The sequence below is a fragment of the Lederbergia citri genome (assembly GCF_018343625.1).
Classification (GTDB): Bacteria; Bacillota; Bacilli; order Bacillales; family Bacillaceae_C; genus Lederbergia; species Lederbergia citri.
The window spans coordinates 1,002,502-1,027,172 of the sequence record NZ_JAGYPG010000001.1 but is presented as its reverse complement, the minus strand read 5'-3'; the positions used below and the strand labels follow the sequence as shown (position 1 = coordinate 1,027,172).

At 36.3% G+C, this 24,671-nt stretch carries 24 protein-coding genes, 1 other RNA gene and 1 other annotated feature; of the genes, 22 read left to right on the top strand and 3 right to left on the bottom strand.

Annotated features, from left to right (window positions below):
• Positions 1-294 precede the first annotated feature (294 nt).
• From KHA97_RS05170 to KHA97_RS05130, 9 genes are all read left to right on the top strand, one after another.
• Positions 295-666, top strand: a complete 372-nt coding sequence (locus KHA97_RS05170; RefSeq protein WP_213123638.1) for a hypothetical protein — start codon at positions 295-297, stop codon at positions 664-666.
• Positions 667-1,138: 472 nt separating this feature from the next.
• Positions 1,139-1,438 (top strand): cell division regulator GpsB, encoded by a 300-nt coding sequence (gene gpsB, locus KHA97_RS05165; RefSeq protein WP_213123637.1) that lies wholly within the window; start codon positions 1,139-1,141, stop codon positions 1,436-1,438.
• A gap of 188 nt (positions 1,439-1,626) precedes the next feature.
• An RNA gene (gene rnpB / locus KHA97_RS05160) (RNase P RNA component class B) lies at positions 1,627-2,016 on the top strand.
• A gap of 48 nt (positions 2,017-2,064) precedes the next feature.
• Positions 2,065-2,307 carry a hypothetical protein gene (locus KHA97_RS05155; RefSeq protein ID WP_213123636.1) on the top strand — a complete coding sequence of 81 codons (243 nt, stop codon included), beginning with the start codon at positions 2,065-2,067 and terminating at the stop codon, positions 2,305-2,307.
• Complete coding sequence (locus KHA97_RS05150) at positions 2,282-3,889, top strand: putative bifunctional diguanylate cyclase/phosphodiesterase (RefSeq protein WP_213123635.1); 1,608 nt, start codon at positions 2,282-2,284, stop codon at positions 3,887-3,889. The genes KHA97_RS05155 and KHA97_RS05150 overlap by 26 nt, the downstream gene beginning before the upstream one ends.
• A gap of 11 nt (positions 3,890-3,900) precedes the next feature.
• Entirely contained in the window at positions 3,901-5,043 is a 1,143-nt protein-coding gene (locus KHA97_RS05145) for a THUMP domain-containing class I SAM-dependent RNA methyltransferase (protein ID WP_213123634.1), read from the top strand.
• A gap of 64 nt (positions 5,044-5,107) precedes the next feature.
• Complete coding sequence (locus KHA97_RS05140; protein ID WP_213123633.1) at positions 5,108-5,290, top strand: hypothetical protein; 183 nt, start codon at positions 5,108-5,110, stop codon at positions 5,288-5,290.
• 99 nt (positions 5,291-5,389) lie between these two features.
• Positions 5,390-6,901: a carboxypeptidase M32 gene (locus KHA97_RS05135; RefSeq protein WP_213123632.1), complete on the top strand. Its 1,512-nt coding sequence runs from the start codon at positions 5,390-5,392 to the stop codon at positions 6,899-6,901.
• A 42-nt stretch (positions 6,902-6,943) separates the two neighbouring features.
• Entirely contained in the window at positions 6,944-7,849 is a 906-nt protein-coding gene (locus KHA97_RS05130; protein ID WP_325167409.1) for a DMT family transporter, read from the top strand.
• A 52-nt stretch (positions 7,850-7,901) separates the two neighbouring features.
• Here KHA97_RS05130 and KHA97_RS05125 read toward each other — a convergent pair whose 3' ends face one another.
• Complete coding sequence (locus tag KHA97_RS05125) at positions 7,902-8,987, bottom strand: bifunctional 3-deoxy-7-phosphoheptulonate synthase/chorismate mutase (protein ID WP_407657988.1); 1,086 nt, start codon at positions 8,985-8,987, stop codon at positions 7,902-7,904.
• Between the two features lie 353 nt (positions 8,988-9,340).
• Positions 9,341-9,568: a binding site (T-box leader), on the top strand.
• Positions 9,569-9,619: 51 nt separating this feature from the next.
• Here KHA97_RS05125 and aroC point away from each other — a divergent pair.
• From aroC to KHA97_RS05075, 10 genes are all read left to right on the top strand, one after another.
• Entirely contained in the window at positions 9,620-10,792 is a 1,173-nt protein-coding gene (aroC, locus tag KHA97_RS05120; RefSeq protein WP_213123631.1) for a chorismate synthase, read from the top strand.
• Positions 10,793-10,807: 15 nt separating this feature from the next.
• Positions 10,808-11,887: a histidinol-phosphate transaminase gene (gene hisC, locus KHA97_RS05115; RefSeq protein WP_213123630.1), complete on the top strand. Its 1,080-nt coding sequence runs from the start codon at positions 10,808-10,810 to the stop codon at positions 11,885-11,887.
• A gap of 21 nt (positions 11,888-11,908) precedes the next feature.
• On the top strand, positions 11,909-13,015 hold the full coding sequence (locus tag KHA97_RS05110) for a prephenate dehydrogenase (RefSeq protein WP_213123629.1): 1,107 nt from the start codon (positions 11,909-11,911) through the stop codon (positions 13,013-13,015).
• A gap of 12 nt (positions 13,016-13,027) precedes the next feature.
• Entirely contained in the window at positions 13,028-14,293 is a 1,266-nt protein-coding gene (gene aroA, locus KHA97_RS05105; protein WP_267912408.1) for a 3-phosphoshikimate 1-carboxyvinyltransferase, read from the top strand.
• Between the two features lie 30 nt (positions 14,294-14,323).
• Positions 14,324-15,406: a type III polyketide synthase gene (locus KHA97_RS05100; RefSeq protein WP_213123627.1), complete on the top strand. Its 1,083-nt coding sequence runs from the start codon at positions 14,324-14,326 to the stop codon at positions 15,404-15,406.
• A complete protein-coding gene (locus tag KHA97_RS05095; protein WP_213123626.1) occupies positions 15,406-15,930 on the top strand; it encodes an isoprenylcysteine carboxyl methyltransferase family protein in 525 nt (174 codons plus the stop codon). Before KHA97_RS05100 ends, KHA97_RS05095 begins: the two co-directional genes overlap by 1 nt.
• A 126-nt stretch (positions 15,931-16,056) precedes the next feature.
• Entirely contained in the window at positions 16,057-19,653 is a 3,597-nt protein-coding gene (locus tag KHA97_RS05090) for a dynamin family protein (protein WP_213123625.1), read from the top strand.
• A gap of 2 nt (positions 19,654-19,655) precedes the next feature.
• Positions 19,656-20,486 carry a sulfurtransferase gene (locus tag KHA97_RS05085; protein ID WP_325167408.1) on the top strand — a complete coding sequence of 277 codons (831 nt, stop codon included), beginning with the start codon at positions 19,656-19,658 and terminating at the stop codon, positions 20,484-20,486.
• A 38-nt stretch (positions 20,487-20,524) separates the two neighbouring features.
• The gene (locus tag KHA97_RS05080) at positions 20,525-21,436 is read left to right on the top strand and encodes a 5'-3' exonuclease (protein ID WP_213124317.1); all 912 of its coding nucleotides are present in this window, start codon (positions 20,525-20,527) and stop codon (positions 21,434-21,436) included.
• Between the two features lie 183 nt (positions 21,437-21,619).
• Positions 21,620-21,904: a DUF6123 family protein gene (locus KHA97_RS05075; RefSeq protein WP_233713305.1), complete on the top strand. Its 285-nt coding sequence runs from the start codon at positions 21,620-21,622 to the stop codon at positions 21,902-21,904.
• A gap of 311 nt (positions 21,905-22,215) precedes the next feature.
• Here the strand turns inward: KHA97_RS05075 and KHA97_RS05070 are convergent, their stop codons facing one another.
• A complete protein-coding gene (locus KHA97_RS05070) occupies positions 22,216-22,614 on the bottom strand; it encodes a reverse transcriptase-like protein (protein ID WP_213123623.1) in 399 nt (132 codons plus the stop codon).
• A gap of 106 nt (positions 22,615-22,720) precedes the next feature.
• On the opposite strand from KHA97_RS05070, the gene KHA97_RS05065 reads away from it, so the two are divergent.
• Entirely contained in the window at positions 22,721-23,377 is a 657-nt protein-coding gene (locus KHA97_RS05065; RefSeq protein WP_213123622.1) for a reverse transcriptase-like protein, read from the top strand.
• A gap of 23 nt (positions 23,378-23,400) precedes the next feature.
• Positions 23,401-23,586, top strand: coding sequence for a zinc-finger domain-containing protein (locus KHA97_RS05060; RefSeq protein ID WP_213123621.1), 186 nt, complete (start codon positions 23,401-23,403; stop codon positions 23,584-23,586).
• 40 nt (positions 23,587-23,626) lie between these two features.
• Here KHA97_RS05060 and cspD read toward each other — a convergent pair whose 3' ends face one another.
• Entirely contained in the window at positions 23,627-23,827 is a 201-nt protein-coding gene (cspD, locus tag KHA97_RS05055; protein ID WP_213123620.1) for a cold-shock protein, read from the bottom strand.
• 269 nt (positions 23,828-24,096) lie between these two features.
• Here cspD and mntR point away from each other — a divergent pair, with 269 nt between their 5' ends.
• Positions 24,097-24,537: a transcriptional regulator MntR gene (gene mntR, locus KHA97_RS05050; protein WP_213123619.1), complete on the top strand. Its 441-nt coding sequence runs from the start codon at positions 24,097-24,099 to the stop codon at positions 24,535-24,537.
• The last annotated feature ends 134 nt before the right edge of the window (positions 24,538-24,671 follow it).

Here is a 24,671-nt window from a genome sequence, read left to right as displayed (position 1 = left end):
AGTATTCACCTTTATATTATTTAAGATTTACCGGTTGAATCTGGACAGAACAATAGATATATTTATAATTCAGTCTCAATTGAATGTGAATCAGGACATAATATAGAATGTTTTTTGATTTCAGTCTGTATTGAGTATGAATCTGGCCAAAACATAGGGTTTATTAAGATTTCAGTCTTGATCGAGCGTGAATTGGGACAGAACATAGGATTTATTGAGAGTTCATTCAAGATCGGGCGTGAATCGGGACAGAAACATAGGAATTATTGAGAATCAGTCTCTATAGAGTGTGAATTGGGACAGAACAAAGGAATTATTGAGGTTTCAGTCTCGATCGAGCGTGAATCTGGACAGAACAAAGGAATTATTGAGATTTCAGTCTTGATCGAGCGTGAATCCGGACAGAACAAAGGAATTATTGAGATTTCAGTCTCGATTGAGTGTGAATTGGGACAAAACATAGGATTTATTATGAATTCAGTCTCGATTGAGTATGAATCGGGACAAAACATAGGATTTATTAAGATTTCAGTCTCGATCGAGCGTGAATCTGGACAGAACCTAGGATTTATTGAGAATTCAGTCTCGATCGGGTGTGAATCGGGACAAAACATAGGATTTATTGAGATTTCAGTCTCGATCGAGCGTGAATCCGGACAGAAATAAGGAATTATTGAGATTTCAGTCTCGATTGAGTGTGAATTGGGACAGAACATAGTATTTAATCGGATTTCAGTCTCGATTGAGCGTGAATCCGAACAGAAATAAGGAATTATTGAGATTTCAGTCTCGATCGAGCGTGAATCCGGACGGAACATAGGATTTATTGAGATTTCAGTCTCGATTGAGTGTGAATTGGGACAGAACATAGGAATTATTGAGATTTCAGTCTCGATTAAGTATGAATCGGGACAAAACATAGGATTTATTAATATTTCAGTCTCGATCGATCGCTTATCTGGACAGAACGTAGGATTTACTATGATTTCAGTCTCAATTGAGTAACGTAATCCCCTTCTTGTCTGTAATTTTTAAATTTTCTCCAAAACTTCCCAAAAACTACTTGCAAAATTGACAAAATCAATTTATTTTGGAAGAATGATGTTAATGTAGTGTGAATTTTAAGGTGGTGTTTCGGATGTTAGCAGAAAGATTAAATTTGACTGCAAAGGAAATTTTAGAAAAAGAATTTAAAGCGGGTGTTCGCGGTTATAAACAAGAGGACGTTGATAAATTTTTAGATTTAATCATTAAAGATTATGAAACTATGCATCAACTAATGGATGAACTCCAGCAGGAAAATATGCGTTTGAAAAAGCAGGTAGAAGAACAGTCACGTAGACAACCTGTACAGCCTGCTGGGACGACGAATTTCGATATATTGAAGCGTCTTTCCAACTTAGAAAGGCATGTATTTGGGAGCAAGCTAGATGATTAATTAAACATTCAATATTAAGGGAAGAGGCAAGTTACAGATATGATTTCCTGTCGTTCATTACCTTAGTATTGCCAAGCTAGAAAATTAATCTCTTACCAATAATTACCGCTTGCACAGTCGTTACAAAAGTTATAAAATTAAAAGTCGGTAAGGACATACAAATCAAAATCCTATAGTGATACTAAATAACATTCGGGTAATCGCTGCTGATTCAGCAGAGGAAAGTCCATGCTCGCACGGTGCTGTGATGCCCGTAGTGATCGTGCCTGGCCAAACAATAAGCCAGGGCAGTCTGGATTTAGTCTGGATTGACGGCGGGAAAAGTACCTAAGTCATTTTTGATATGGTGCGAGTACCCTTAAAGTGCCACAGTGACGTAGCTTTGTTGGAAACAACAAAGGTGGAACGCGGTAAACCCCACGAGCGAGAAACTCAAATTTTGGTAGAGGCACTCTTTCTGAGGAACTGAACAAGGAAAGAGGCAGGAAGTTCTTCCTGCAGATAGATGATTACCGCCTGAGTACGAGGCTTGCCTATAGCCGATTGTAGTACGATGGTACAGAACATGGCTTATATGAATGTTATTATAGGTTTACATCCGATGAAACGAGGCTTTCCAAAAGTACTTGGACCCTAGTATTTGGAAAAATCCATTACTAATATTATGGTCTAACGAAAATAAGGAAAGTCTCTTTATTTATAACTTACATATTGTTACAGGAAGTTGGTCAGATAACATGGAATTCATCAATGTCCAACAAACACATACTGATACTGTTCTAAACGAATTAAACATTTCAGCAAAAATTCTTGAACAAATAAGCGAAGGCGTTATGGTTGTAAATGAAAAACGCCAAATTATATATTAATTCTGCTTTCGAGATTGTTACTGGCTATAAGCGAAATGAAGTGTATTTGCAAAATCCAAGAATTTTACAATCGGGACTTCATGATAAACAATTTTATCATAAACTATGGGAAACAATTTCAATAGAGGGCAGCTGGAGCGGGGAAATTTGGAATAAACGAAAAAATGGAGAACTCTTTTTAGAATGGCTGACGATATCAGAAGTAAAAGATTCTGAAGGAATTAATCAAGGGTATATTGGGGTCTTCTCAGACATAACCGATCGAAAAAAAGCTGAAGATGAACTTAGAAAGCTTGCTCATTATGATGCCTTAACAGGTGTTCCTAATCGTCATTCATTTACGGAAAGATTTTCGAATCTACTTGAAATTTCCCAGCAATTTAAACAAAATTTAGCATTATTATTTTTAGATTTAGATCGTTTTAAACAAATAAATGATTCATTGGGACATGAGGCAGGAGACAAGCTGTTAATCGAAGTGGCAGGCAGGCTCCAAGATTTAATTAAAAATAAAGATGTTATCGCGAGACTAGGCGGCGATGAATTTGTCATTATCCTTTCCAATATTAAACACCAAAGAGAAGCTTTTCATATTTCTAAAAGGATTATTGAAAGTTTAACAAAAGCTTTTTACATTGAGGGAAATGAAGTTTATATTACAACAAGTATAGGAATCAGTTTTTTTCCTAATGATGGAAATAGTTCAGAAGTTCTTTTAAAAAAAGCAGATAAAGCTATGTATATGTCAAAATTGAATGGCAGAAACCAATTTGAAATCTATCATGAAGGATTTTCTCATTCTGATAAAAGTCAAATTAATATGGCAGCACAATTGAGAAATGCTTTGAAAGATAAAGAGTTATTTCTTCTTTATCAACCACTTCTAAATGCTAAAAACGGAAAAATAGAAGGGATAGAAGCACATTGTCATTGGAATAACGTTCTAAAATCTGATGAATTACTCTTACTAGCTGAGGAAACAGGATTATTATTTCCAATATCAAATTGGATTCTAAATCAGGCGAGTGAAGATATTAAGCATATTCACCTAGCAGGTTTCTCTGGCATCAAATCATCATTTAATATTTCTCCTCTACATTTCAACCAAGAAAGTTTTGTGAAGGATGTTATATTTGCGATAGAAAACTCAAATATCCCTGCTCGCTTTATTGAAATTGAATTGACTGAAGGAGCTATCATGCCGCAAGCATCATACGCAAAAAGTAAATTGATGGAGCTTAAAAAGTTAGGTGTTAAGCTAACGGTTGATGGCTTCGGAGCAGGGTACACTTCTTTGAGTTATTTGAATCGTTTTCCAATTGATAAATTAAAAATTGATAAAAGTTTTATACAGAATATAGGGAAATATGAAGATGATGCTTCGATTGTTGAAGCAATCATTCATTTAGGAAAACATCTTCATTTGTCAGTAGCAGCTGATGGGGTAGATAGTGAAAAGCAATTTAAACATCTGAAAAATCTTGGCTGTGATATCATGCAAGGCAACTACATATCACCACCGCTTACTATACAGGAGTTAATGGAGTTATTAAATGAGTGGGATCCTAGTCAAATTTTATGAGGGTGAAGGAAATGGAAACGTATAATTTAATTGCAACAACTGCAATGGGAATTGAAGCGATTGCGGCAACCGAGGTAAAAAAGCTAGGCTATGAATGTACGGTTGAAAATGGAAAAGTATTGTTTACTGGCGATAAACTTGCGATTGCACGATCAAATATGTGGTTAAGGACAGCGGACAGAGTAAAAATACTCGTAGGAGAGTTTAAGGCTACGACATTCGATGAGCTTTTTGAAAAAACGAAAGCATTGCCCTGGGAGGAATATCTCCCAGTAGATGCGGAGTTTCCAGTTCAAGGAAAATCTGTAAAATCAACCTTATATAGTGTACCGGATTGCCAAGCAATTGTTAAAAAAGCAATCGTTGAAAAAATGAAAAAAGCGTATAAACAAACTACTTGGCTAGCGGAGACTGGCCCATTATTTAAAATTGAAGTTTCCTTATTAAAGGATAAAGTATCTCTTACGATAGATACTAGTGGGGCTGGATTGCATAAGCGTGGGTATCGAATTGATCAGGGGGAAGCTCCTTTAAAAGAAACATTAGCAGCCGCTCTTATACAGATAACAAATTGGCACCCAGATCGAATTCTTCACGATCCTTTTTGCGGTTCCGGTACGATTCCAATCGAGGCGGCCTTAATTGGCCAAAATATTGCACCTGGTTTTAATAGGGAGTTTCTAAGTGAAACATGGTCTTGGATGGGCGAAGAAATTTGGGAAAAGGTAAGAGAAGAAGCAGAAGACTTAGCAAATTATGACCAACAGCTCGAAATATCAGGTTCTGATATTGACCATCGAATGATTGATATTTCCAATAAAAATGCATTCGAAGCTGGTTTAGGAGATTTAGTTACTTTTAAACAAATGCGGGCGAGTGATTTCACTTCAAAAAAAGAATTTGGTGTCATCATTGGAAATCCCCCGTATGGAGAAAGAATTGGTGACAAAAAAGAAGTAGAAAACATGTACCGTGAGATTGGTAAAGCTTTTCAAAAACTTGATACTTGGTCCATATATATTCTTACATCTAATGCCGAATTTGAAAAACTTTACGGAAAAGAAGCTACAAAAAAAAGGAAGCTTTTTAATGGTTTTATTCGGACGGACTATTATCAATTTTGGGGACCGAGACCACCGCGACAATCGTATTAGAATAAAAAGCCACCTTGCTGAATATACTTGATTGTATATCATTTATTGCAAGGAGGTATATCAAATGGCTCAAACGATGAATGAAATGGAGATCATTTCGAAAGCCATTTATTCTTCCTATAGTTTACTTGGAAAGGAAGAACAATTGCCAGAAACTGCTTTAGCAAGCTTAAAAGAAGCGGAAAAAAGCTTAAATAAAGCGCTGGAATATATTTTATCTAACAGACGTATAGAAAGATCTTCATAAAAGCGTAAGTGCATTTTTAGCACTTGCGTTTTTCTAATATCCAGCTTTTTTCTGTTATGTTAAAATAAAGTAGATAAGAGACAAAGGAGGCAAAATGAGATGCCGGAAACGTTAGAAATAGAAAAAGAATTCCTGCAATACGTGAAAAAAATGCAGGCTTATGAAGAAGCGCTCGGATTAATGTATTGGGATCTTAGAACAGGAGCGCCCAAAAATGGGGTCGAACAACGCTCACAAGTGATTGGAGTGCTTGCATCCGAACACTTTCAAATGTCTACGTCCGAAGAAATGGCAGCATACATAGCTAGTTTATCAAGTAAACTTGATGAACTTTCAGAGATTGGAAAATTTACTTTAAAAGAATGTAAAAAACAATATGAAAAAAATAAAAAAATTCCTGCAAAGGAATACGGGGAATATGTAGTGCTCCAGTCAAACGCTGAACATGTTTGGGAGCAAGCAAGAGCAGTATCTGATTTTGAAATGTTTAAGCCATACCTTGAAAAATTAGTTGCTTTTAACAAAAAATTTATTGAATACTGGGGTTACAGCGGCAATAAATATAATACTTTGCTTGATATGTATGAACCGGGAGTAACAGTCGACATTATTGATCAAGTGTTTGGAGAATTACGGGATGTAATTGTTCCATTAGTTAAAAAAATCACGGCTTCTGAAAATAAACCAAAAACAGATTTTCTTTTTCATAAGTTCCCAAAGGAAAAACAAAAAGAATTTGGTGTGAAAATTTTGGAACAAATGGGATATGATTTTAACGCTGGAAGAATTGATGAAACCGTTCATCCATTTGCAACTGGATTAAATCCAGGGGATGTCCGTATCACCACCCGTTATGATGAGAAAGACTTTCGGATGGCGATTTTTGGAACGATTCATGAAGGCGGACATGCTCTTTATGAACAAAATATTTCTAAAGACTTGATTGGAACTCCGCTTTGTAAAGGAACGTCGATGGGTATCCATGAATCCCAATCATTATTTTACGAAAACATTTTAGCTCGTGATCGTGCTTTTTGGGAATGTAATTATGAATTGTTAAAGGAATATGCAGATGGTCAGTTTGATCAAGTATCGCTTGATGATTTTTACCGTGCCATCAATGAGGCAAAGCCATCTTTCATTCGAATAGAATCAGATGATTTAACTTATGCCTTACATATTATTATCCGCTATGAAATTGAAAAAGGTTTATTTAATGATGAAATTCAAGTTGAAGATCTTCCAAAAATATGGAATGATAAATACGAAGAATATTTAGGCATTAGACCAACTAATGATGCAGAAGGATTATTACAGGATGTTCATTGGTCTGGAGGAAGCTTCGGGTATTTTCCATCGTATGCATTAGGGTATATGTATGCGGCACAGTTGAAAAATGCTATGTTGAAAGATTTGCCAAATTACGAAGAGTTGCTGCGAAATGGAGATCTACTTCCTATTAAAAATTGGCTTACAGAACATGTTCATCAATATGGAAAAACGAAAGAACCATTAGAAATTATTAAATCAGCAACTGGTGAAGGCCTGAGTGCAAAATATTTAGCGAACTACCTAGAAGAGAAATTTTCTAAAGTCTATCAACTATCATAAGGGGTGGCATTCATGCCATCTCTTTTAATTAGGGTGATATAGGTGCCACAATTTATGGTTTTATTGGCGGCTTTATTATGGGGAGCCATTGCCATTTTCGTCAAGCAATTATCTTTTTATGGTTTTACTGAAATGGAAATAGTTTCTATTCGTGTTACCTTTGCTTTTTTATGGCTTTTGCCTTTCGTATTATTTATGAAAAACAAACGTCAAATAGCGATTCAATTTAAACATTTATGGTATTTTATCGGTACGGGTCTATGTAGCATTGTTTTTTTTAATTGGGCGTACTTTAAAGCAATAAATATGATGTCAATATCCATTGCAGTCATGCTTCTCTATACCGCACCTGCGTTTGTAGTGGTTCTTTCCGCACTTTTTTTAAAGGAAAGATTAACAAAAAAGAAAATGATTGCCGTTTTCACAACGATGATTGGTTGTACTATTATAGCCCTTGCAGGGAAGGACATAGGAGGGAACTGGACTGCTTTAGGGTTTATCATCGGACTTTGTTCAGGACTGGGCTACGCACTTTATACGATTTTTGGGAAAATCGCTTTAAGAAATTATGAATCTTTTATTATTACATTTTATACTTTTTTTGTATCTACTCTAACGCTTATGCCATTCTTTCCTTTTTGGAAAAACGCAGCCTTATTGCCCCTAGAAGCATGGTTTTATATGGCGGGACTTGGTCTATTTCCGACAGTTGTTGCCTATCTATTTTACACATATGGTCTTAAAGGTATTGAAAGCAGCACCGCCTCCATACTAGCAACAATAGAACCGATTTCGGCTGTTGTAATAGGGGTTACACTTTATCAAGAAGAACTATTTTTTACGCAAATAATTGGAGTGATTTTAATTCTATCCTCCATTGTGATTATTTCAGATTGGTCGCGACGGAGAAGGAAAATTGATTTTAATACAAGAGTAGAATTAGATTAAAAAAGCATTTCATTTTCCGAGTATATACGAAAAATGAAATGCTTTTTATTCATTAACTAACTGGAGTTTTCTGTACAAGATTTGCGAATGCTCTTGCTTCTTCCATGAATTTGTTGAATTCAGGGATATCCATTTGCTGTGCTGAATCAGATAGAGCAACAGCAGGATCTGGATGAACTTCTGCCATTACGGCATCTGCACCAATCGCCAATGCTGCTTTAGCAGCTGGGAGAAGTAAGTCTTTACGTCCAGTAGAGTGTGTTACATCAACTACAACTGGTAAGTGAGTTTCTTTCTTCAAAATTGGAACAGCAGAAATATCTAGAGTGTTTCTTGTAGCTTTTTCATATGTTCTAATTCCGCGCTCACAAAGGATGATTTGATCATTTCCTTGTGCAAGAATATATTCAGCGGCATACATAAATTCTTCAATCGTAGCGGATAGGCCGCGTTTTAATAGGACTGGCTTTCTGACAGAACCTGCGACTTTTAATAGTTCAAAGTTTTGCATATTACGAGCGCCAATTTGGATGACATCTACGTAATCTAAAGCAGTTTCCATGTCATTTGGATTTAAAATTTCACTGATAACAGCTAATCCTTCTTCATCCGCAACCTGCCTTAAAATTTTCAAACCTTCTACACCAAGACCTTGGAAATCGTACGGGGATGTTCTTGGTTTATAAGCACCACCGCGCATTAATTTTAAGCCTTGTTGTTTCATGGCTTGTGCGACAAGTTTTACTTGGTCGTAGCTTTCAACAGCACATGGTCCCATTATGAAATGTTGAGTTCCATTTCCAATTTCTTCACCTAACACTGAAACAATTGTATTTTCAGGCTTTTTCTTTCTGGAAACAAGCAATGCTTTGCGATTGTCATCCTCTTGAAGCTCAAGGCTTGCTTTGAAAATTTGTTTGAAAATATGCTGAACGGTTGAAGTTTCAAATGGGCCTTCGTTATGCTCAGCAATGAGATCAAACAATTTTCGCTCCTGTACTGGATCGTAACGTTTAACGCCCTGCATTTCTTTTAATTTGCCGATTTCTTGTGCAATCTTGCCTCGCTCATTTAATAGTTCTAAAATTTGCAAGGTTGTTTTTTCAATTTTTGAACGTAATAATTCTAGTTCTGACAACGATAAGCCCTCCTTATATTTTTCTGTCCAAATAGATGATAAACTCATCATACTTTAAGACTTCAACGCTGTAAAGCGTGTATGAAAATATTTTTGTTTGATAAGTCAATACGATAGACGCTTATATAATAAATGTCAATAGGCTTTAAAAAAGATTTCGCACTTTTTATTAATTTTGCAAAACTTTTCTCAAACCTGTCACATTTCATTTTATTTTATCATACAATTGATATATTACACTTTATGTTTCGGATGGGAAAATGTTATAGCCATATTTATATTTTTGAAAAAAACAAAATATACTTTACAAGATCTCATTCATGTGATAAAAATTGAATTTATATAATACGAAACGAAAAGCAAAGACAGGGCACAGTAGTATTTATGAATTTGTAGTGTCAGAGAACTGATGGCCGGTGCGAATCAGTACAGTCATAAATATGAATTACTCCCTTGAGCTTCTTTTTTGAATATTTGGTAATCCAAATTAGTAGAAAAAGACGGTTTTGACCGTTATCAAACAAGAGTGGCGGATATTAATCCGCAATTAGGGTGGTACCGCGATTAATAACGTCCCTGCATTTTTGCAGGGGCGTTTTTGTTTTATATCAAAAAATGGGAGGAAGAAAAAAATGAGATACTTAACTGCAGGGGAGTCGCATGGCCCACAGCTTACTACGATTTTGGAAGGTGTGCCAGCTGGACTGGAATTGACAGCAGAGATGATCAACTATGAATTACAAAGAAGACAAAAAGGATATGGCCGTGGACGCAGAATGCAAATTGAAAAGGATCAAGCTCAAATTACGAGTGGTGTGCGCCATGGTGTAACGATAGGAGCGCCGATTGCATTAGTCGTCCAAAATAATGATTTTAAGCATTGGCAAAAAATTATGGGGACTGCACCTATCAGTCCAGAAGAACAAGAGGAAGTAAAAAGAAAAATCACTCGACCTAGACCGGGTCACGCAGACTTAAATGGAGCAATAAAATACGGTCATCGAGATATGAGAAATGTTCTTGAACGTTCATCTGCGAGAGAAACTACTGTCCGCGTTGCAGCTGGTGCAGTAGCGAAAACAATTCTTTCCGAACTAGGTGTAAAAGTTGGCGGACACGTGAAGGAAATCGGAGGCGTGAAAGCCGAAAACATTCAATATAACTCCATAGAAGAATTACAAAGAATCACTGAAGAATCACCTGTACGATGCCTCGACCCGGAAGCAGGCGAAAAAATGATGCAAGCAATTGATGATGCAAAGAAAAATGGAGATTCCATCGGTGGAATAGTGGAAGTAATCGTGGAAGGTATGCCGATTGGTGTAGGAAGTTATGTTCAATATGACCGTAAACTCGAAGCAAAACTTGCTGCTGCTGTTATGAGTATTAATGCATTTAAAGGTGTAGAAATTGGGATCGGTTTTGAAGCTGCACATCGTCCTGGCAGTCAGGTTCATGACGAAATTCAATGGAACGAGGAAAATGGATATACGAGAAGAACGAATAATGCTGGTGGCTTTGAAGGCGGAATGACGACTGGAATGCCAATTGTCATAAGAGGTGTAATGAAGCCAATCCCTACTTTGTATAAACCGTTAGAAAGTGTAGATATTGATACGAAAGAGCCTTTCAAGGCAAGTATTGAACGTTCCGATAGTTGTGCGGTCCCTGCAGCTAGTGTCGTGGCAGAATCTGTCGTAGCATGGGAACTTGCGGTAGCACTATTAGAAGAGTTTGGGCATGATCGTATGTCTGCCATTAAAGAAAATATTGAAAGACATAAAGAATACTCTAAAAACTTTTAAAAGGAAGGGTACGCTATGAAGGTGAAAGAGCAGTTATTAACATTAAAACCGTACATCCCAGGTAAGACAACAGAAGAAGTTAAAAGAGAGTACAATTTAGACAAGATTGTAAAGCTTGCTTCTAACGAAAACCCTTATGGATGTTCACCAAAAGTACTTGAAGCTATTACAACAAAAATTCCAAGTTTTTCAATTTATCCGGATGGAGCAGCGACAGAATTAAGAGTAAAAGTTGCTGATTATCTTGGAGTTGATGAGGACCAGCTCATCTTTTCCAGTGGCCTTGATGAATTAATCCAATATTTAATTCGAGCGATGTTGTCTCCTAACACAAACACTGTCATGGCTAAAGAAACTTTCCCACAATATCGCCATCATGCCATTATAGAAAATGCTGAAATAAGGGAAGTTCCTTTAAAAGATGGCAAACATGATTTAGAGGAAATGGCGAAACAAATAGACGGTCAAACAAAAATTGTTTGGATATGCAACCCGAATAATCCAACTGGAACGTATGTGAATCAATTAGAGTTAGAAGAATTTTTAAGTAAAGTTCCCAGTCATGTATTGGTCGTTTTGGATGAAGCATATTTCGAATATGCGACAAATAATGATTATCCTAAAACCATTCCACTTTTAAACAAATTTGAAAATCTTTTAATCATGCGAACTTTTTCAAAAGCGTTTGGCCTTGCTGGATTTAGGATTGGATATGGAATTGGGTGTCCGACACTCATTAAACAATTGGAAGTAGCAAGACTTCCATTTAATACATCTTCTCTTGCACAAACTGCAGCCATTGCGGCTTTAGAAGACAATGCGTTCGTTGAAAAAACAGTCGCTCTAAACAAAAAAGAATTAGAAAAGTATTATCAATTTTTTGATCAGCTTCAAATTTCTTATTATCCATCACAAGGGAACTTTATTTTTATCAACATTCCGGGAGCATCGAGTACTGAAATATTTCAACGATTGTTAGAAAAAGGCTGGATTGTTCGAGCTTTTCCAAACGGAGTACGCATTACAGTAGGGAAAGAAGAAGAAAACGAACAATTAATGAAACTGCTGGCGGAAATAGCTACCGTAAAACTCTAGTAAAGAATAGGCTGTGTAAAAATGGAAGACTTGAAACGTGTTTTATTAGTTGGGGTTGGACTGATTGGAGGATCAGTCGCCCTTTCAATAAAAAAAGAACATCAAGTCCATATTGTTGGCTATGATGTTAAACTGGATAATTGCCATTTAGCGAAAAAATTAAATATCATTGATGACTGTACAGAGGATTTTGAAGAGGAAGCTTCTAATGCAGATCTTATCATTCTAGCTTGCCCCGTGGAAAAAGCGGAGCTATTGCTTGAGAAACTTGCAAATCTGCCTTTAAAAGAAGATGTTATTATTACGGATGTAGGAAGTACTAAAGCCAAGATAATGGAAAAAGCAGAAAAGTATTTTAATAATGGCATTCCTTTTATCGGTGGACATCCAATGGCTGGCTCTCACAAGGTGGGGCCGGGAAGTGCTAGAGCACATTTATTTGAGAATGCGTTTTATGTATTAACCCCATCTAAAAATGCTACAAATGGAAAAATTGATACTTTGAAAACTTGGTTAAAGGGTACGAATGCAAATTTTATCATCATGGACCCGAAAGAACATGATTTAGTAACGGGAGTCGTTAGTCATTTTCCGCATATCATTGCAGCAAGCTTAGTGAGACAAGTGGAAAATCATGCTTCCCAAAATGACCATGTCAAATATCTAGCTGCTGGCGGATTCCGTGATATAACAAGAATTGCTTCATCAAGCCCTGAAATGTGGCGAGATATCGTCAAGCATAATCAACCAACTCTACTCGGCCTTTTAGATCAATGGATGTCAGAAATGAATGATGTAAAACAATTGGTTGAAGAGGGAGATACTGAAGAGCTATACAATTATTTTAATGGAGCTAAGAAATATCGTGACTCCCTACCAGTTCGAGCAAAAGGAGCTATTACAGCATTTTATGATTTATATGTAGATATACTCGATAAACCTGGGGTAATCTCAGATATCACAACAGTGCTTGCTCAGGAAAATATTAGCATTACAAATATTAGGATTATTGAAGCGCGTGAAGATGTTTATGGAGTTCTAAGAATCAGTTTCCAAACAGAAAAAGATTTGGAAAGAGCGAAAGCCTGTTTAGAAAACAGAGGGTATGACACGTATATTAGTATGTGAGGAGTGAAGAAATTGAGCGTGCGATTAAAAGGGGAAATGAAAGTCCCAGGAGATAAATCAATTTCACATCGTGCCGTTATGCTAGGTTCAATCGCTCACGGAAAAACAGTAATTGATGGACTTTTAACAGGCGATGATTGTATAAGTACGATTGATTGTTTTAGAAAGCTCGGAGTTGAGATTCATCTAGATGGAGACCATGTTGAAATTAATGGGAAGGGTTTAGAAGGATTACAAGAACCGAATCAAGTTTTAAATGTAGGGAACTCAGGGACGACCATTCGTCTTATGTTAGGTATTTTATCAAGTCTTCCATTCCATACTACTGTAATAGGTGATGATTCAATCGCTAAAAGACCAATGGGAAGAGTGACCATTCCTTTAAAGGAAATGGGTGCAAAAATTGATGGACGTGAAGAAGGCAAATTTACTCCATTAGCAATCCGCGGTGGAGGACTAAAGGGAATTGACTATATTTCGTCTGTTGCGAGTGCTCAAGTAAAATCCGCTATTCTATTGGCAGGTTTATTTGCTAATGGAAATACATCCGTATCTGAGCCAGAAGCTTCTCGCGACCATACAGAAAGAATGCTGCAGGAATTTGGCGGTTTTGTAGAAACAGATGGTTTGAAAAAATCAATAAGAGGAAAACAAACACTTAAAGGAGCAAATATAAACGTACCAGGTGATATTTCTTCTGCCGCTTTTTTCCTTGTTGCAGGGTCTATTATTCCTGACAGTGAGATCAGAATTAAAAATGTTGGAATGAATCCTACTAGAACTGGAATTTTGGATATACTAACCAAAATGGGTGCTGATATCATGATTCATAATGAAAATGATAAAGTGATGGAGCCCTACGCAGATATAACAGTTCGTTACTCAAATTTAAAAGGTGTAGAAATTAGCGGTGATATTATTCCAAGACTAATTGATGAGATTCCGATTCTTGCCCTTGCAGCTACCCAAGCTGAAGGCGTAACTGTTATTAAGGATGCAGAGGAACTAAAAGTTAAAGAAACGAATCGAATTGATACCGTTGTAAATGAATTGCGAAAGCTTGGGGCAAATATTGAAGCTACGGAAGATGGTATGAAAATCTATGGGAAGTCAAACTTGCATGGGGCAGAAGTGAATAGCCACGGTGACCATCGTATCGGCATGATGCTTGCAATCGCTAGCTGTCTAGCATCAGGAGACACACATATTCAAAATAGTGAGGCTATTACTATTTCATATCCTGGATTTTTCGAGCAATTGGAAGAACTAAAAAAATAATTCGATTCAGAGAAGAAGGGAGATTTTGTTGTGCCGCGAATAATTTCTGTAGGAACAGGAGTCCCGGAATATTCTATTTCTCAAGATGAGACAATGGAATTCGCTAAACAGCTTTTCTCCAATTCCGTTAAAGATTTAGGACGGCTTTTGAAAGTCTTTCATAATGGAGAAATTGAAAAACGCCATTTTGTAAAGCCTTTAGAATGGTACCGCCAAAACCATTCCTTTTCTGAAAAAAATGATCAATTTATTGATTTAGCCGTAAGTTTAAGTATTGAGGCAATTAAAAATTGCCTAGAATCAAACTCTTTGCAAAGAAAAATGTCATACGAAGAAATTGACGCAATCATAATGATTAATACGACCGGTATGGCCACACCAAGCTTAGATGCTAGAATTATGAACAAACTGCCATTTTCCCAACATACGAAAAGAATTCCGATTTGGGGACTTGGCTGTGCCGGTGGGGCAGCAGGACTTTCACGAGCATACGAATATTGTCGTGCTTTTCCAGATGCAAAGGTATTAGTCGTGGCGGTTGAGTTATGCAGCCTTACTTTTCAAAAAGATGATTTGAGTAAAAGTAATATTATTGGTACATCTCTTTTTGCAGATGGGGCAGCTGCAGCACTTATTGGAGGAGACAAAGTAAACTATTCAGAGATTATTGAACGAACGATCCCTTCTATAATAGATACACAATCCACCTTAATGAAGGATTCATTAGACGTAATGGGTTGGAATATAAAAGATGATGGCTTATATGTCGTGTTCTCTAAAGACATTCCGTCCATTGTCAAAGAATGGTTAAGACCAGAAGTAGAGCAATTGCTCGTACATAATCAATTATCGATTTCTCAAATAAAGCATTTTATCGCACATCCTGGCGGAAAAAAAGTGTTATATGCATACGAAGAAGCATTAGGTTTGCCTTCAGAGAGAACAGCGAACTCACTTAAAGTTTTACGCGAATATGGGAATATGTCCTCAGTCACAGTATTATTTGTGCTTCAACGTTTTTTACAACAAAAGATCAATCGTGGCGACTATGGAGTCGTTGCAGCATTAGGACCGGGTTTTAGTTCTGAAATGCTGCTAGTCAGGTGGGAATGATGTTTTTCCTTATATTATTGTTGATTGTGATTGCGCAAAGGCTGATAGAACTAAGAATCGCTAAAAGAAATGAGCAATGGATGCTGACGTCGGGTGCGAAAGAGTACGGTCAAAGTCACTACCAATTAATGGTTCTCATGCATATCGGATTTTTCCTAAGTTTAATTGTAGAGTATTTAATCCGCAAACCCGCACTAAATTCGTATTGGCAGGCTCTTTTATTCATTTTTATCATTGTCCAAATTGGGCGCATATGGGTAATCGTAACTCTAGGGAAATATTGGAATACAAAAATTATTGTCCTATCCGGAACATATGTTGTGAAAAAAGGTCCATTTAAATATGTAAAACATCCAAACTATATTATTGTAACAATTGAATTATTTGTCATTCCAATGATTTTTAACCTATACATAACAGCAATTTTGTTTTTAATATTGAATCAGATCATTCTTAGAGTAAGAATACCAATCGAAGAAAAAGCATTGCGTGAAAATACTAATTACAATGAGAAATTTGATTAAGTTTTGTCTAGTTCTAATGCAATAAGAGGAACTGGACTTTTTTAGTCTTATGAAAAGTATATGAAAATCCTACATTGTCATGTAAAATAAAATGTAATGATTATAACGAGGGGTTTGTTGTTGCACATGTCTAAAGTTTTGGAAACATCTACGGAAGAAGCACAGTTAAATAAAATACTTGTTTTAATGGAGCGATTTCAAGATCATGGTGATCAGAAAAGTGCTGAAAAAGCTCAAAAGCTCATTAAAAAAATCGTGGATCGTGAATTCATTGTCGCGTTTAGCGGCCATTTTTCGGCTGGTAAATCAACGATGATTAATTCTTTAGTTGGAGAAAATATTCTTCCATCAAGTCCAATACCAACAAGTGCTAATCTGGTAAAAATTCATCGTGCCGAACAAGACTACGCAAAAGTGTTTTATCGTTCAGAAAAGCCTTTATTATTTAAAGCTCCTTACGAATTTGCGACCGTAAAGGAATTTTGCAAAAACGGTGATGTGACGGAAATCGAAATTGGTAGATTAGATTCAAACCTTCCTTATGGTGTAACAGTTATGGATACACCTGGGGTTGACTCAACTGACGATGCCCATCGACTATCAACGGAATCATCTTTGCATCTTGCGGATGTAGTCTTTTACGTAATGGATTATAACCATGTACAATCTGAATTGAATTTCACATATACACGAAATTTACTTGATCATGATGTTAAATTATATTTAATCATTAATCAAATTGATAAGCATAATGATGCGGAGCTCTCATTCCAACAATTTAAGCAAACGGTGACCGATTCGTTTGCAGCGTGGAATGTAGAGCCTTCAGGTATTTTTTTCACATCTTTAAAAATAGGAGATCATCCTGAAAATGAATTTGATACAGTAAAATTGTTAATTAACGATGCTTTTGCACATCATGAAGAATGGCTGGAAGCTACAATAGAGAAGGCCACGAATCAATTGATGGCTGAGCATAAAAGCTGGTTAGCTGCTGAAAGAAAAGCGGCAGCAGAACCGTTGGAGCAATTATTAACGGAGTATAGTGACGTAGAATTAGCTCAAATATTTAATGAAGAAAAAGGTCTTATAACACGTAAAGAAAAACTTTTAGCAAAAGTCGATAAATGGGAGAAAGATTTTATTTCCGAACGCGATAGCTTGCTTCAAAATGCCTATTTAATGCCATATGAAACACGGGAGCTCGCTGCTCAATTTTTAAAAACCCAGCACCCAGACTTTAAAATTGGTCTCTTTTTCAGCAAGAAAAAGACAGATTTAGAAAGAAAAACTTCTTTAGAACATTTTGCGGAAAGTGTCAAAAAACAAGTAGAAGCTCAAATCGATTGGCATTTAAGACAATGGGCCGCGAAAAAGCTTTCTGAATCAGGCGTTATACAAGAAGATCTTCAAGTAGAAGCTCAAAATCTAGCCGTTCATTTTGAAGATACTTTATTGATTGATGCGATTAAAAAAGGTGCAGGATTAACAGGTGAATATGTTCTGCAATATTGTGAAGATGTCGCAAGCCTAATAAAGAAAAAAGCGAGAGAGGCGACGAACGATTTCCAAACATCCTTATTTTCTGCTTATAAACGGAAAATAAATAAAGACTTGTCCGAAATTGAAACAAAATTAAACAAAATAAGTGTTACAACTTCGACTATCCATTCATTAGGTCAATTGGACCTTGACTTTGAAAAGAAAATCGACCAATGTTCGATCCCAACTGGAAAAGAACATTCCTTATTACAATCACTTCTTGTAAATTGGAAAGCGGAACAGGCTGATATTCGAATTTTTACAGGGGAAAGTGTTCTTCAAAAAGAGGTAATGGATGTTAAGGAAGAAATAGCCGACGCACCTGTTGAAAATAAAAATGACACAGATATTGATAAAGTGATAGCCAAAATTGAAAAAGCGATTATAAGTCTCGAAAATGAAGGTAGTTTTAAAAGAATTACTTCCGGGTTAAAAGAAAAGCTGGCTCGTCTTCAAAATCGTGAATATACGCTTGCGCTTTTCGGTGCTTTTAGTGCGGGGAAATCGTCGTTTGCAAATGCACTATTGGGAGAGAGTGTTCTACCTGTATCACCTAATCCAACTACAGCTGCCATCAATCGGATTTGCCCTGCGACAAACGAACATGAACATGGGACTGCAGATGTTCATTTTAAAAATGAGGAGCAAATGCTTGCTGATGTTGCCCATTCATTATCATTATTTGGATATGATAGCACTTCGCTTTCTGATGCATACTCAAAAATTCCTAATATCCTAAAAGATTCGGATTATAGTGGAAAAGAAAAAATCCATCTATCATTTTTAAACGCATTCCATCAAGGTTTTAAAGAGCATCAGCACCATTTAGGAACGGTCTTAACAACTGATTTAGTAGGATTCCATCGTTTTGTTGGTCAGGAGACACAATCTTGCTTTGTCGAGTCTATTGACCTTTATTATGATTGTGATTTTACGAAACAAGGGATTACACTTGTTGACACACCAGGAGCTGATTCTATTAATGCAAGGCATACAGGTGTAGCATTTGATTATATTAAAAATGCAGACGCTATTCTTTTTGTCACGTACTATAATCATGCGTTTTCGAAAGCGGATCGTGAATTCCTCATTCAATTAGGTAGGGTAAAAGATGCCTTTGAATTGGATAAAATGTTCTTTATCGTAAATGCTATTGACCTTGCAAGCTCTAATGAAGAAATAAAAGAAGTGTTAGATTATGTTCATCAAGAACTAGTCTCTAACGGAATTCGCTTTCCAAAAATATTCGGCATTTCTAGTAAACTAGCATTGAGTAAAAGAATTGAATCAAAAATTGATGAATTCACTCATGAATTTAATCACTTTTTAAATAATGATTTATCTCAATTAGCGATACAATCTGCGGAATCTGATTATAATCGCATTTTAATTATGCTAGATCAGTTAATTCATGCAGCAAGTGAAGATGAAGCGGTAAAGAATAAAAGAATTGAAGAGTTACGGACCGCAAGTGCGGAAATAGCGAACATACTTCAGGTAGCTGAACCTAGTTTATTGAAGAAACAATTGTCGCAAGAAGCGAAAGAATTATTATTTTACGTAAAGCAAAGAGTGTTTTACCGTTTTCCAGACTTTTTCAAGGAGTCCTTTAATCCAGCTGTTCTCCAAAATAATAGTCGCAAGTTACTAGTAAAATGTTTGGATGAATTATTAGAGTCCACAGGTTATGATTTCGCCCAAGAATTAAGGGCGACATCGTTAAGACTCGAACGATATGTACAAAAGCTGCTTTTAAACCGGTTAGGAAATTTGGAAAAGGAAATGCAATTGATCAAGCAAGAAATGACTGTTTCCGGTTGGGAAGTTGGCTCTATTAAAACACCAGAATTTGAATCAGCATTTAAGTATATAGACCGAAGCCCATTGGAAGGAAGCTTTAAATTTTTTAGAAATCCGAAGTCATTTTTTGAACAAAACGAGAAGAAGAAAATGGAAGAGGCATTAGAAAATCTACTTTCTCCTCTTGCAGATGAATATATACAGAATGAACAAAGGGAACTGGAGACTTTTTATCATTCCTTAATAGACAATGAGTTCAGTAAACTGATTGCACATGTGTCTTCAGACGTAAATGATCAGTTTGAAGGATGGCTGGAAGCTCTATCTGATCATGAAAAACTAGCTGAGTGGAAAAGAATTCGATCCATTTTGGAGGGATGAGCGTGAGATTTATCAAATCTGTTTCTTCTTTGCATGACCAATTACAAGATGAAAACGTCAGGATTATCGATTGTAGATTCGCTCTTGCAGATCCAGCTCATGGTAAAAGTGCCTATGTTCAAGCCCATATCCCGGGTGCTGTGTTTTTCAATTTGGAAAAGGACTTATCGTCTCCTGTTTTAGAGCACGGGGGACGCCATCCTTTACCCGCGGTAGATGAATTCACTGAAAAATTAAGAAAAGCAGGGATTACCCAAGAAAAAACGGTTATTGCTTATGATGATGGAGAGGGTGCTTTTGCTGGTCGTTTTTGGTGGTTGCTTTCATATTTAGGTCATGAAGATGTTTATATATTAAATGGAGGCTACAAGGCGTGGAAGGAAGCTGGGTATGAACTAACAGATGAAATCCCTACTTATAGTTATGCCAACTTTGTGCCTTCCATTAAAGAGGAAATGCTGGCTTCATATGAACAGGTTAAAAATCGAAAGGGAATTTTAATTGATTCAAGGGCAAGAGAGCGTTATTTGGGACTTGTAGAACCTCTTGATAAGAGAGCAGGCCATATCCCTGGAGCAATCAATTTAGTATGGACGGATGGATTCGACAATGGCTTTTGGAAAGATGTAGAGACGCAAAAAGAACGATTTTCCTACTTGGACGAAACAGAAGAAATCATCGTTTATTGCGGATCAGGTGTAACGGCGACACCTAACATTCTGGCATTAAAAGCTTGTGGATTTAAAAATGTTAAACTATATGCAGGAAGTTATTCGGACTGGGTTTCGTATGATGAAAATCCGGTGGAAACAGGCGAACTTCCTAAACTTTGATATAATAGTAATATAAATTAGAATAAGAGGTGTTTACTATTTCGAATCCACATTTATTATTAATAGACGGTATGGCACTATTGTTTCGCTCGTTTTACGCAACAGCTCTACGAAATAATTTTATGTTTAACAGCAAAGGCGTCCCTACAAATGGAGTTCAAGGGTATATAAAACATTTACTGACAGCAGTAGAAAAATTTGATCCCACCCATGTTGCTGTTTGTTGGGATATGGGGAGCAAGACGTTTCGGAATGAAATGTTTGATGGTTATAAGGCGAACCGGCAAGCCCCTCCTGTCGAAATGATCCCGCAATTTGATCTTGCAAAAACAGTTACGGATTCATTTGGAATCATGAGTATTGGACTAGCTGGTTATGAAGCGGACGATTGTATCGGTACAATCAGCAATCAGTATAAAGAGCTTGCCAATATTACTGTTTTAACTGGCGATCGGGATTTGCTGCAAATCATTGATGATCGTATTTCTGTCTTGATTATGCAAAAAGGAATTGGTAATTATCTACACCATACGAAAGTGAGCTATATCGAGGAATTCAATCTGCATCCGAAGCAGTTAATTGATGTTAAAGCATTAATGGGTGATTCAAGTGATGGTTATCCGGGTGTAAAGGGAATTGGAGAAAAAACAGCATATAAACTTATACAAGATCATACAGATATTGAAGGATTACTAGCAAATATTCACACGCTCACACCTTCGCTGCAGAAAAAGATTAATAGTGATTTAGAAATGTTACATTTATCTCGTCAGCTTGCTGCAATTGAATGCAATGTTCCATTGAACATTGATTTTAACAGTACAGAATGGAGTGTTTCACCCTCATTATCAATGGACATTTGTGACGAGTTTGAATTAAAAACAGTCCGTAATCATTTATTGAAAACGAAATGGTTTGAGGAAGACGATATATTTGCAAGTAGGTTATAAAGGTGATGTTCAAAAAGTTCGATAAAAATGACACTTCGTAATTCTTTGTTGGCTTGTTTCTTCTGCTTGTAACTACGCAGCCTGAAACTTCGGACGCACAGGACGTGCTAGTGTCAGCGTAGTTAGCCGACTCGATCCTTTTTATCTTCCTTTTTGAACACGCATTAAAAGGAGAAAAGTTCATTGATCACGGAGCTTATTGATTTGGAAAACTACCTCATGGATCTAGAATCAAAAGGGTTTAAGTTTAAAGACGATGCGATTTCTTTTATTTACTTTGGAAAACAATCAACAGGATCAGATGATTATGTTGTTTCGTTAGCAATCGAATTAACTTTAAAAACCCAGAAGCGATTCGACGGCAGTTTCTATTTATCGTTATTGGAAAGACTAAAAGAGCATAATGTTAAAACCAAACGAGAGGCATATAGATTAATGGAAGTGATGGGATTAAAAGCACATAACTGACTATGTGCTTTTTTCAGTTGGATTTGTTATTTACACAAATACAATCGAGATATATGACAAAATATGAGTTAGGAAACTAGTTTATACATTTGAATACTAACTGTGTCTCAGTAGTGTGTTAAATTGGACTGAATAAAGTTATGCTAGATCACTAGTTCCAAAAAGGGTGATAAATTGGACATAATTAAAAGAACTGAGTTCATTCAGTCCAAATAAAGTATTACATTGGACTGCGTCATGCAAATCTAATTTGCAAAGTCCAGAAAGAATAGAATCAAGCAGATCCAGTTCACTATGTCCGAAAGATGTTGCTACTTAATATCTGCATTTAACCGAATAGCTTGCCTCGCCAATTGATCAGCATGTTTATTTTCTTTTGAAGGAATCCACTTTATAAAAAAAAGGTCAATTTGAGATGCTAATGACAAGGCGTCTCTTAAGAGTAGTCGATATTTCTCATTACGTGCATATTCTTTTTCAATAGCATCCACGACCGCGGTTGAATCAGATCGGACGGAAACAATTGAAAACCCGAGCTCAATACAAATTTCCAGGCTTTTAATTAATGCATGGAACTCTGCTTCATGGTTATTCATCGTCCCGAGTGGAATGGAGAATGATTCTGTTTTTCCGTTGTTTTTTATAAATATGCCGGCACCACTAGGACCAGGATCTCCTGAGCTGGCACCATCTATGTATACTTCAATCATTTTTCTTTTTCCCCTTAAGGTAGTGTAGAAATTACATCTATGGGAAATAGTTTACTTAAAATGAGATAAGATGTGAACCATATTATCTTGAAAAGGTGTTGGGATCATGAAATATAAAGTGAAATTTGAATACAAAGGACCCAAAACGGAAAAAGTTTTTATGGAAACGGAATGGCTTAATGAAACATACATTGACAATCTTCTCGATGATTTGCAGCGAACCGGACGTGTAAAGGATATGCTCCTAATAGATGAAATGGAAAGAGAATGGAGTCGAAAGGAATATTCTAAACTCAAGGTGAAATTAGAGCTCGAACCTTCAGAACCAATTATATATTTTGATGGTGGTTTTGACATTCAAACAGGAACGGCAGGAATGGGAATAGTCATATACTATAAAAAAGGCAAGGATAAATATAGATATAGAACCAATGCGAAAATTGAACAAATGGAATGCAATAATGAAGCTGAATATGCTGCCTTATACTATGCCCTCCTCTCTTTAGAGGACCTTGGCATGAAAAACGTTCCTGTAGTCATTAAAGGGGATTCTCAAGGTGTGATAAAACAGTTGGAAGGCGAGTGGCCATGTTATGAAAAAGTCTTAAATGCTTGGCTTGACAGAATAGAAGCAAAAATGAAAGAGTTAGGATTGAAGCCAAGTTATGAGATTATTTCACGAAGTGACAATAAAGAAGCTGACAAACTTGCAACTCAAGCACTTTCAAATAAAATCATTGAAGGTCATTTGAAAATAGTTTGAAGGGTCTTAGAAAGGTTGATCAAATGAAACGGACAGAAATCTTTAGAGAAATTGATGAACTAATCACATCCTATTGTGAAGGATGCTTCCTACATTTACATTTTAAAAAGGAATTCAGTAAATCGTATGCACATCGATTTTGCATCAACCAATGTACCGTTGGTCAAAAACTGCAGGAAAAAGGGAATTGTTTAATGAAGCAAAAGTAAAAGGCTAGCCTAAGTCGGCCAGCCTTGTCATTGTATGTTATTATAGTTTAGTTACGTTTGCAGCTTGTGGTCCGCGGTTTCCTTCAACAACTTCAAATGAAACTTCTTGACCTTCTTCTAAAGTTTTGAAGCCTTCGCCTTGAATAGCTGTAAAGTGTACGAAAATATCTTCTCCGCCTTCAACTTCAATGAAACCATAGCCTTTTTCATTGTTAAACCATTTTACTTTACCGTTTTGCATGTATCTTTTTCCTCCTAGACTTGAGCACTGAGTGCTCCTGAAAAAATATTCTCACTAAACAATTGACATTTGCAAATCTTTTGTTCAATGATAAGTAAACTATACACTACTACCCGATTAGCGTCAAGAAAACAATCGGAATTAATGAATAAAATTATTCAATTCATTTAATTCGCTATTTTCTGTAAGTGCAGATTTTCCTGTACTTGTTTAAAAGATTGGATTATAGTAAACTTTTAGTTGCTAAAGTTGTACTAAGGGGGATATGAATGCCTACTCCGAGTATGGAAGATTACATAGAACAAATATATTTATTAATTGAAAATAAAGGATATGCACGTGTTTCAGATATCGCAGAAGCATTGGCTGTACACCCTTCGTCCGTAACGAAAATGGTTCAAAAGCTTGATCGAGATAGTTATCTCGTGTATGAAAAATATCGTGGACTCATTTTAACGAAAAAAGGGGAAAAAATTGGGAAGCGTTTAGTAGAACGCCATGATTTACTCGAAAATTTCTTAAGATTAATTGGAGTAAAAGAAGAAAATATTTATGAAGATGTAGAAGGGATCGAACATCATTTAAGCTGGAATTCAATTGATAGAATTGGCGATCTCGTTCAATTTTTTGAAGAAAATGAAGAGCGTTTGGCAGAATTAAAGTTAATGCAAATCAAAAATGAAGAAGTCATCGATAAAGAACCCATATAAGGTTCTTTCAGATTGTAGACAAAAGGCATTTCGAATGGAAACATTCGAAGTGCCTATTGTGTTTTTTTTGGTTTTTAAGGATATAGATGCCTCGAAGAGGTATTTTCTTAGGCCACTTCTGGACCTTGCCATGT

Bases quoted from the DNA above. Each gene is read 5' to 3' on its own strand.
- gpsB (WP_213123637.1), top strand. From the start codon at position 1,139: ATGTTAGCAGAAAGATTAAATTTGACTGCAAAGGAAATTTTAGAAAAA.
- KHA97_RS05150 (WP_213123635.1), top strand. From the start codon at position 2,282: ATGAAAAACGCCAAATTATATATTAATTCTGCTTTCGAGATTGTTACT.
- KHA97_RS05145 (WP_213123634.1), top strand. From the start codon at position 3,901: ATGGAAACGTATAATTTAATTGCAACAACTGCAATGGGAATTGAAGCG.
- KHA97_RS05140 (WP_213123633.1), top strand. From the start codon at position 5,108: ATGGCTCAAACGATGAATGAAATGGAGATCATTTCGAAAGCCATTTAT.
- KHA97_RS05135 (WP_213123632.1), top strand. From the start codon at position 5,390: ATGCCGGAAACGTTAGAAATAGAAAAAGAATTCCTGCAATACGTGAAA.
- aroC (WP_213123631.1), top strand. From the start codon at position 9,620: ATGAGATACTTAACTGCAGGGGAGTCGCATGGCCCACAGCTTACTACG.
- hisC (WP_213123630.1), top strand. From the start codon at position 10,808: ATGAAGGTGAAAGAGCAGTTATTAACATTAAAACCGTACATCCCAGGT.
- KHA97_RS05110 (WP_213123629.1), top strand. From the start codon at position 11,909: ATGGAAGACTTGAAACGTGTTTTATTAGTTGGGGTTGGACTGATTGGA.
- KHA97_RS05095 (WP_213123626.1), top strand. From the start codon at position 15,406: ATGTTTTTCCTTATATTATTGTTGATTGTGATTGCGCAAAGGCTGATA.
- KHA97_RS05090 (WP_213123625.1), top strand. From the start codon at position 16,057: ATGTCTAAAGTTTTGGAAACATCTACGGAAGAAGCACAGTTAAATAAA.
- KHA97_RS05070 (WP_213123623.1), bottom strand. From the start codon at position 22,614: ATGATTGAAGTATACATAGATGGTGCCAGCTCAGGAGATCCTGGTCCT.
- KHA97_RS05065 (WP_213123622.1), top strand. From the start codon at position 22,721: ATGAAATATAAAGTGAAATTTGAATACAAAGGACCCAAAACGGAAAAA.
- KHA97_RS05060 (WP_213123621.1), top strand. From the start codon at position 23,401: ATGAAACGGACAGAAATCTTTAGAGAAATTGATGAACTAATCACATCC.
- cspD (WP_213123620.1), bottom strand. From the start codon at position 23,827: ATGCAAAACGGTAAAGTAAAATGGTTTAACAATGAAAAAGGCTATGGT.
- mntR (WP_213123619.1), top strand. From the start codon at position 24,097: ATGCCTACTCCGAGTATGGAAGATTACATAGAACAAATATATTTATTA.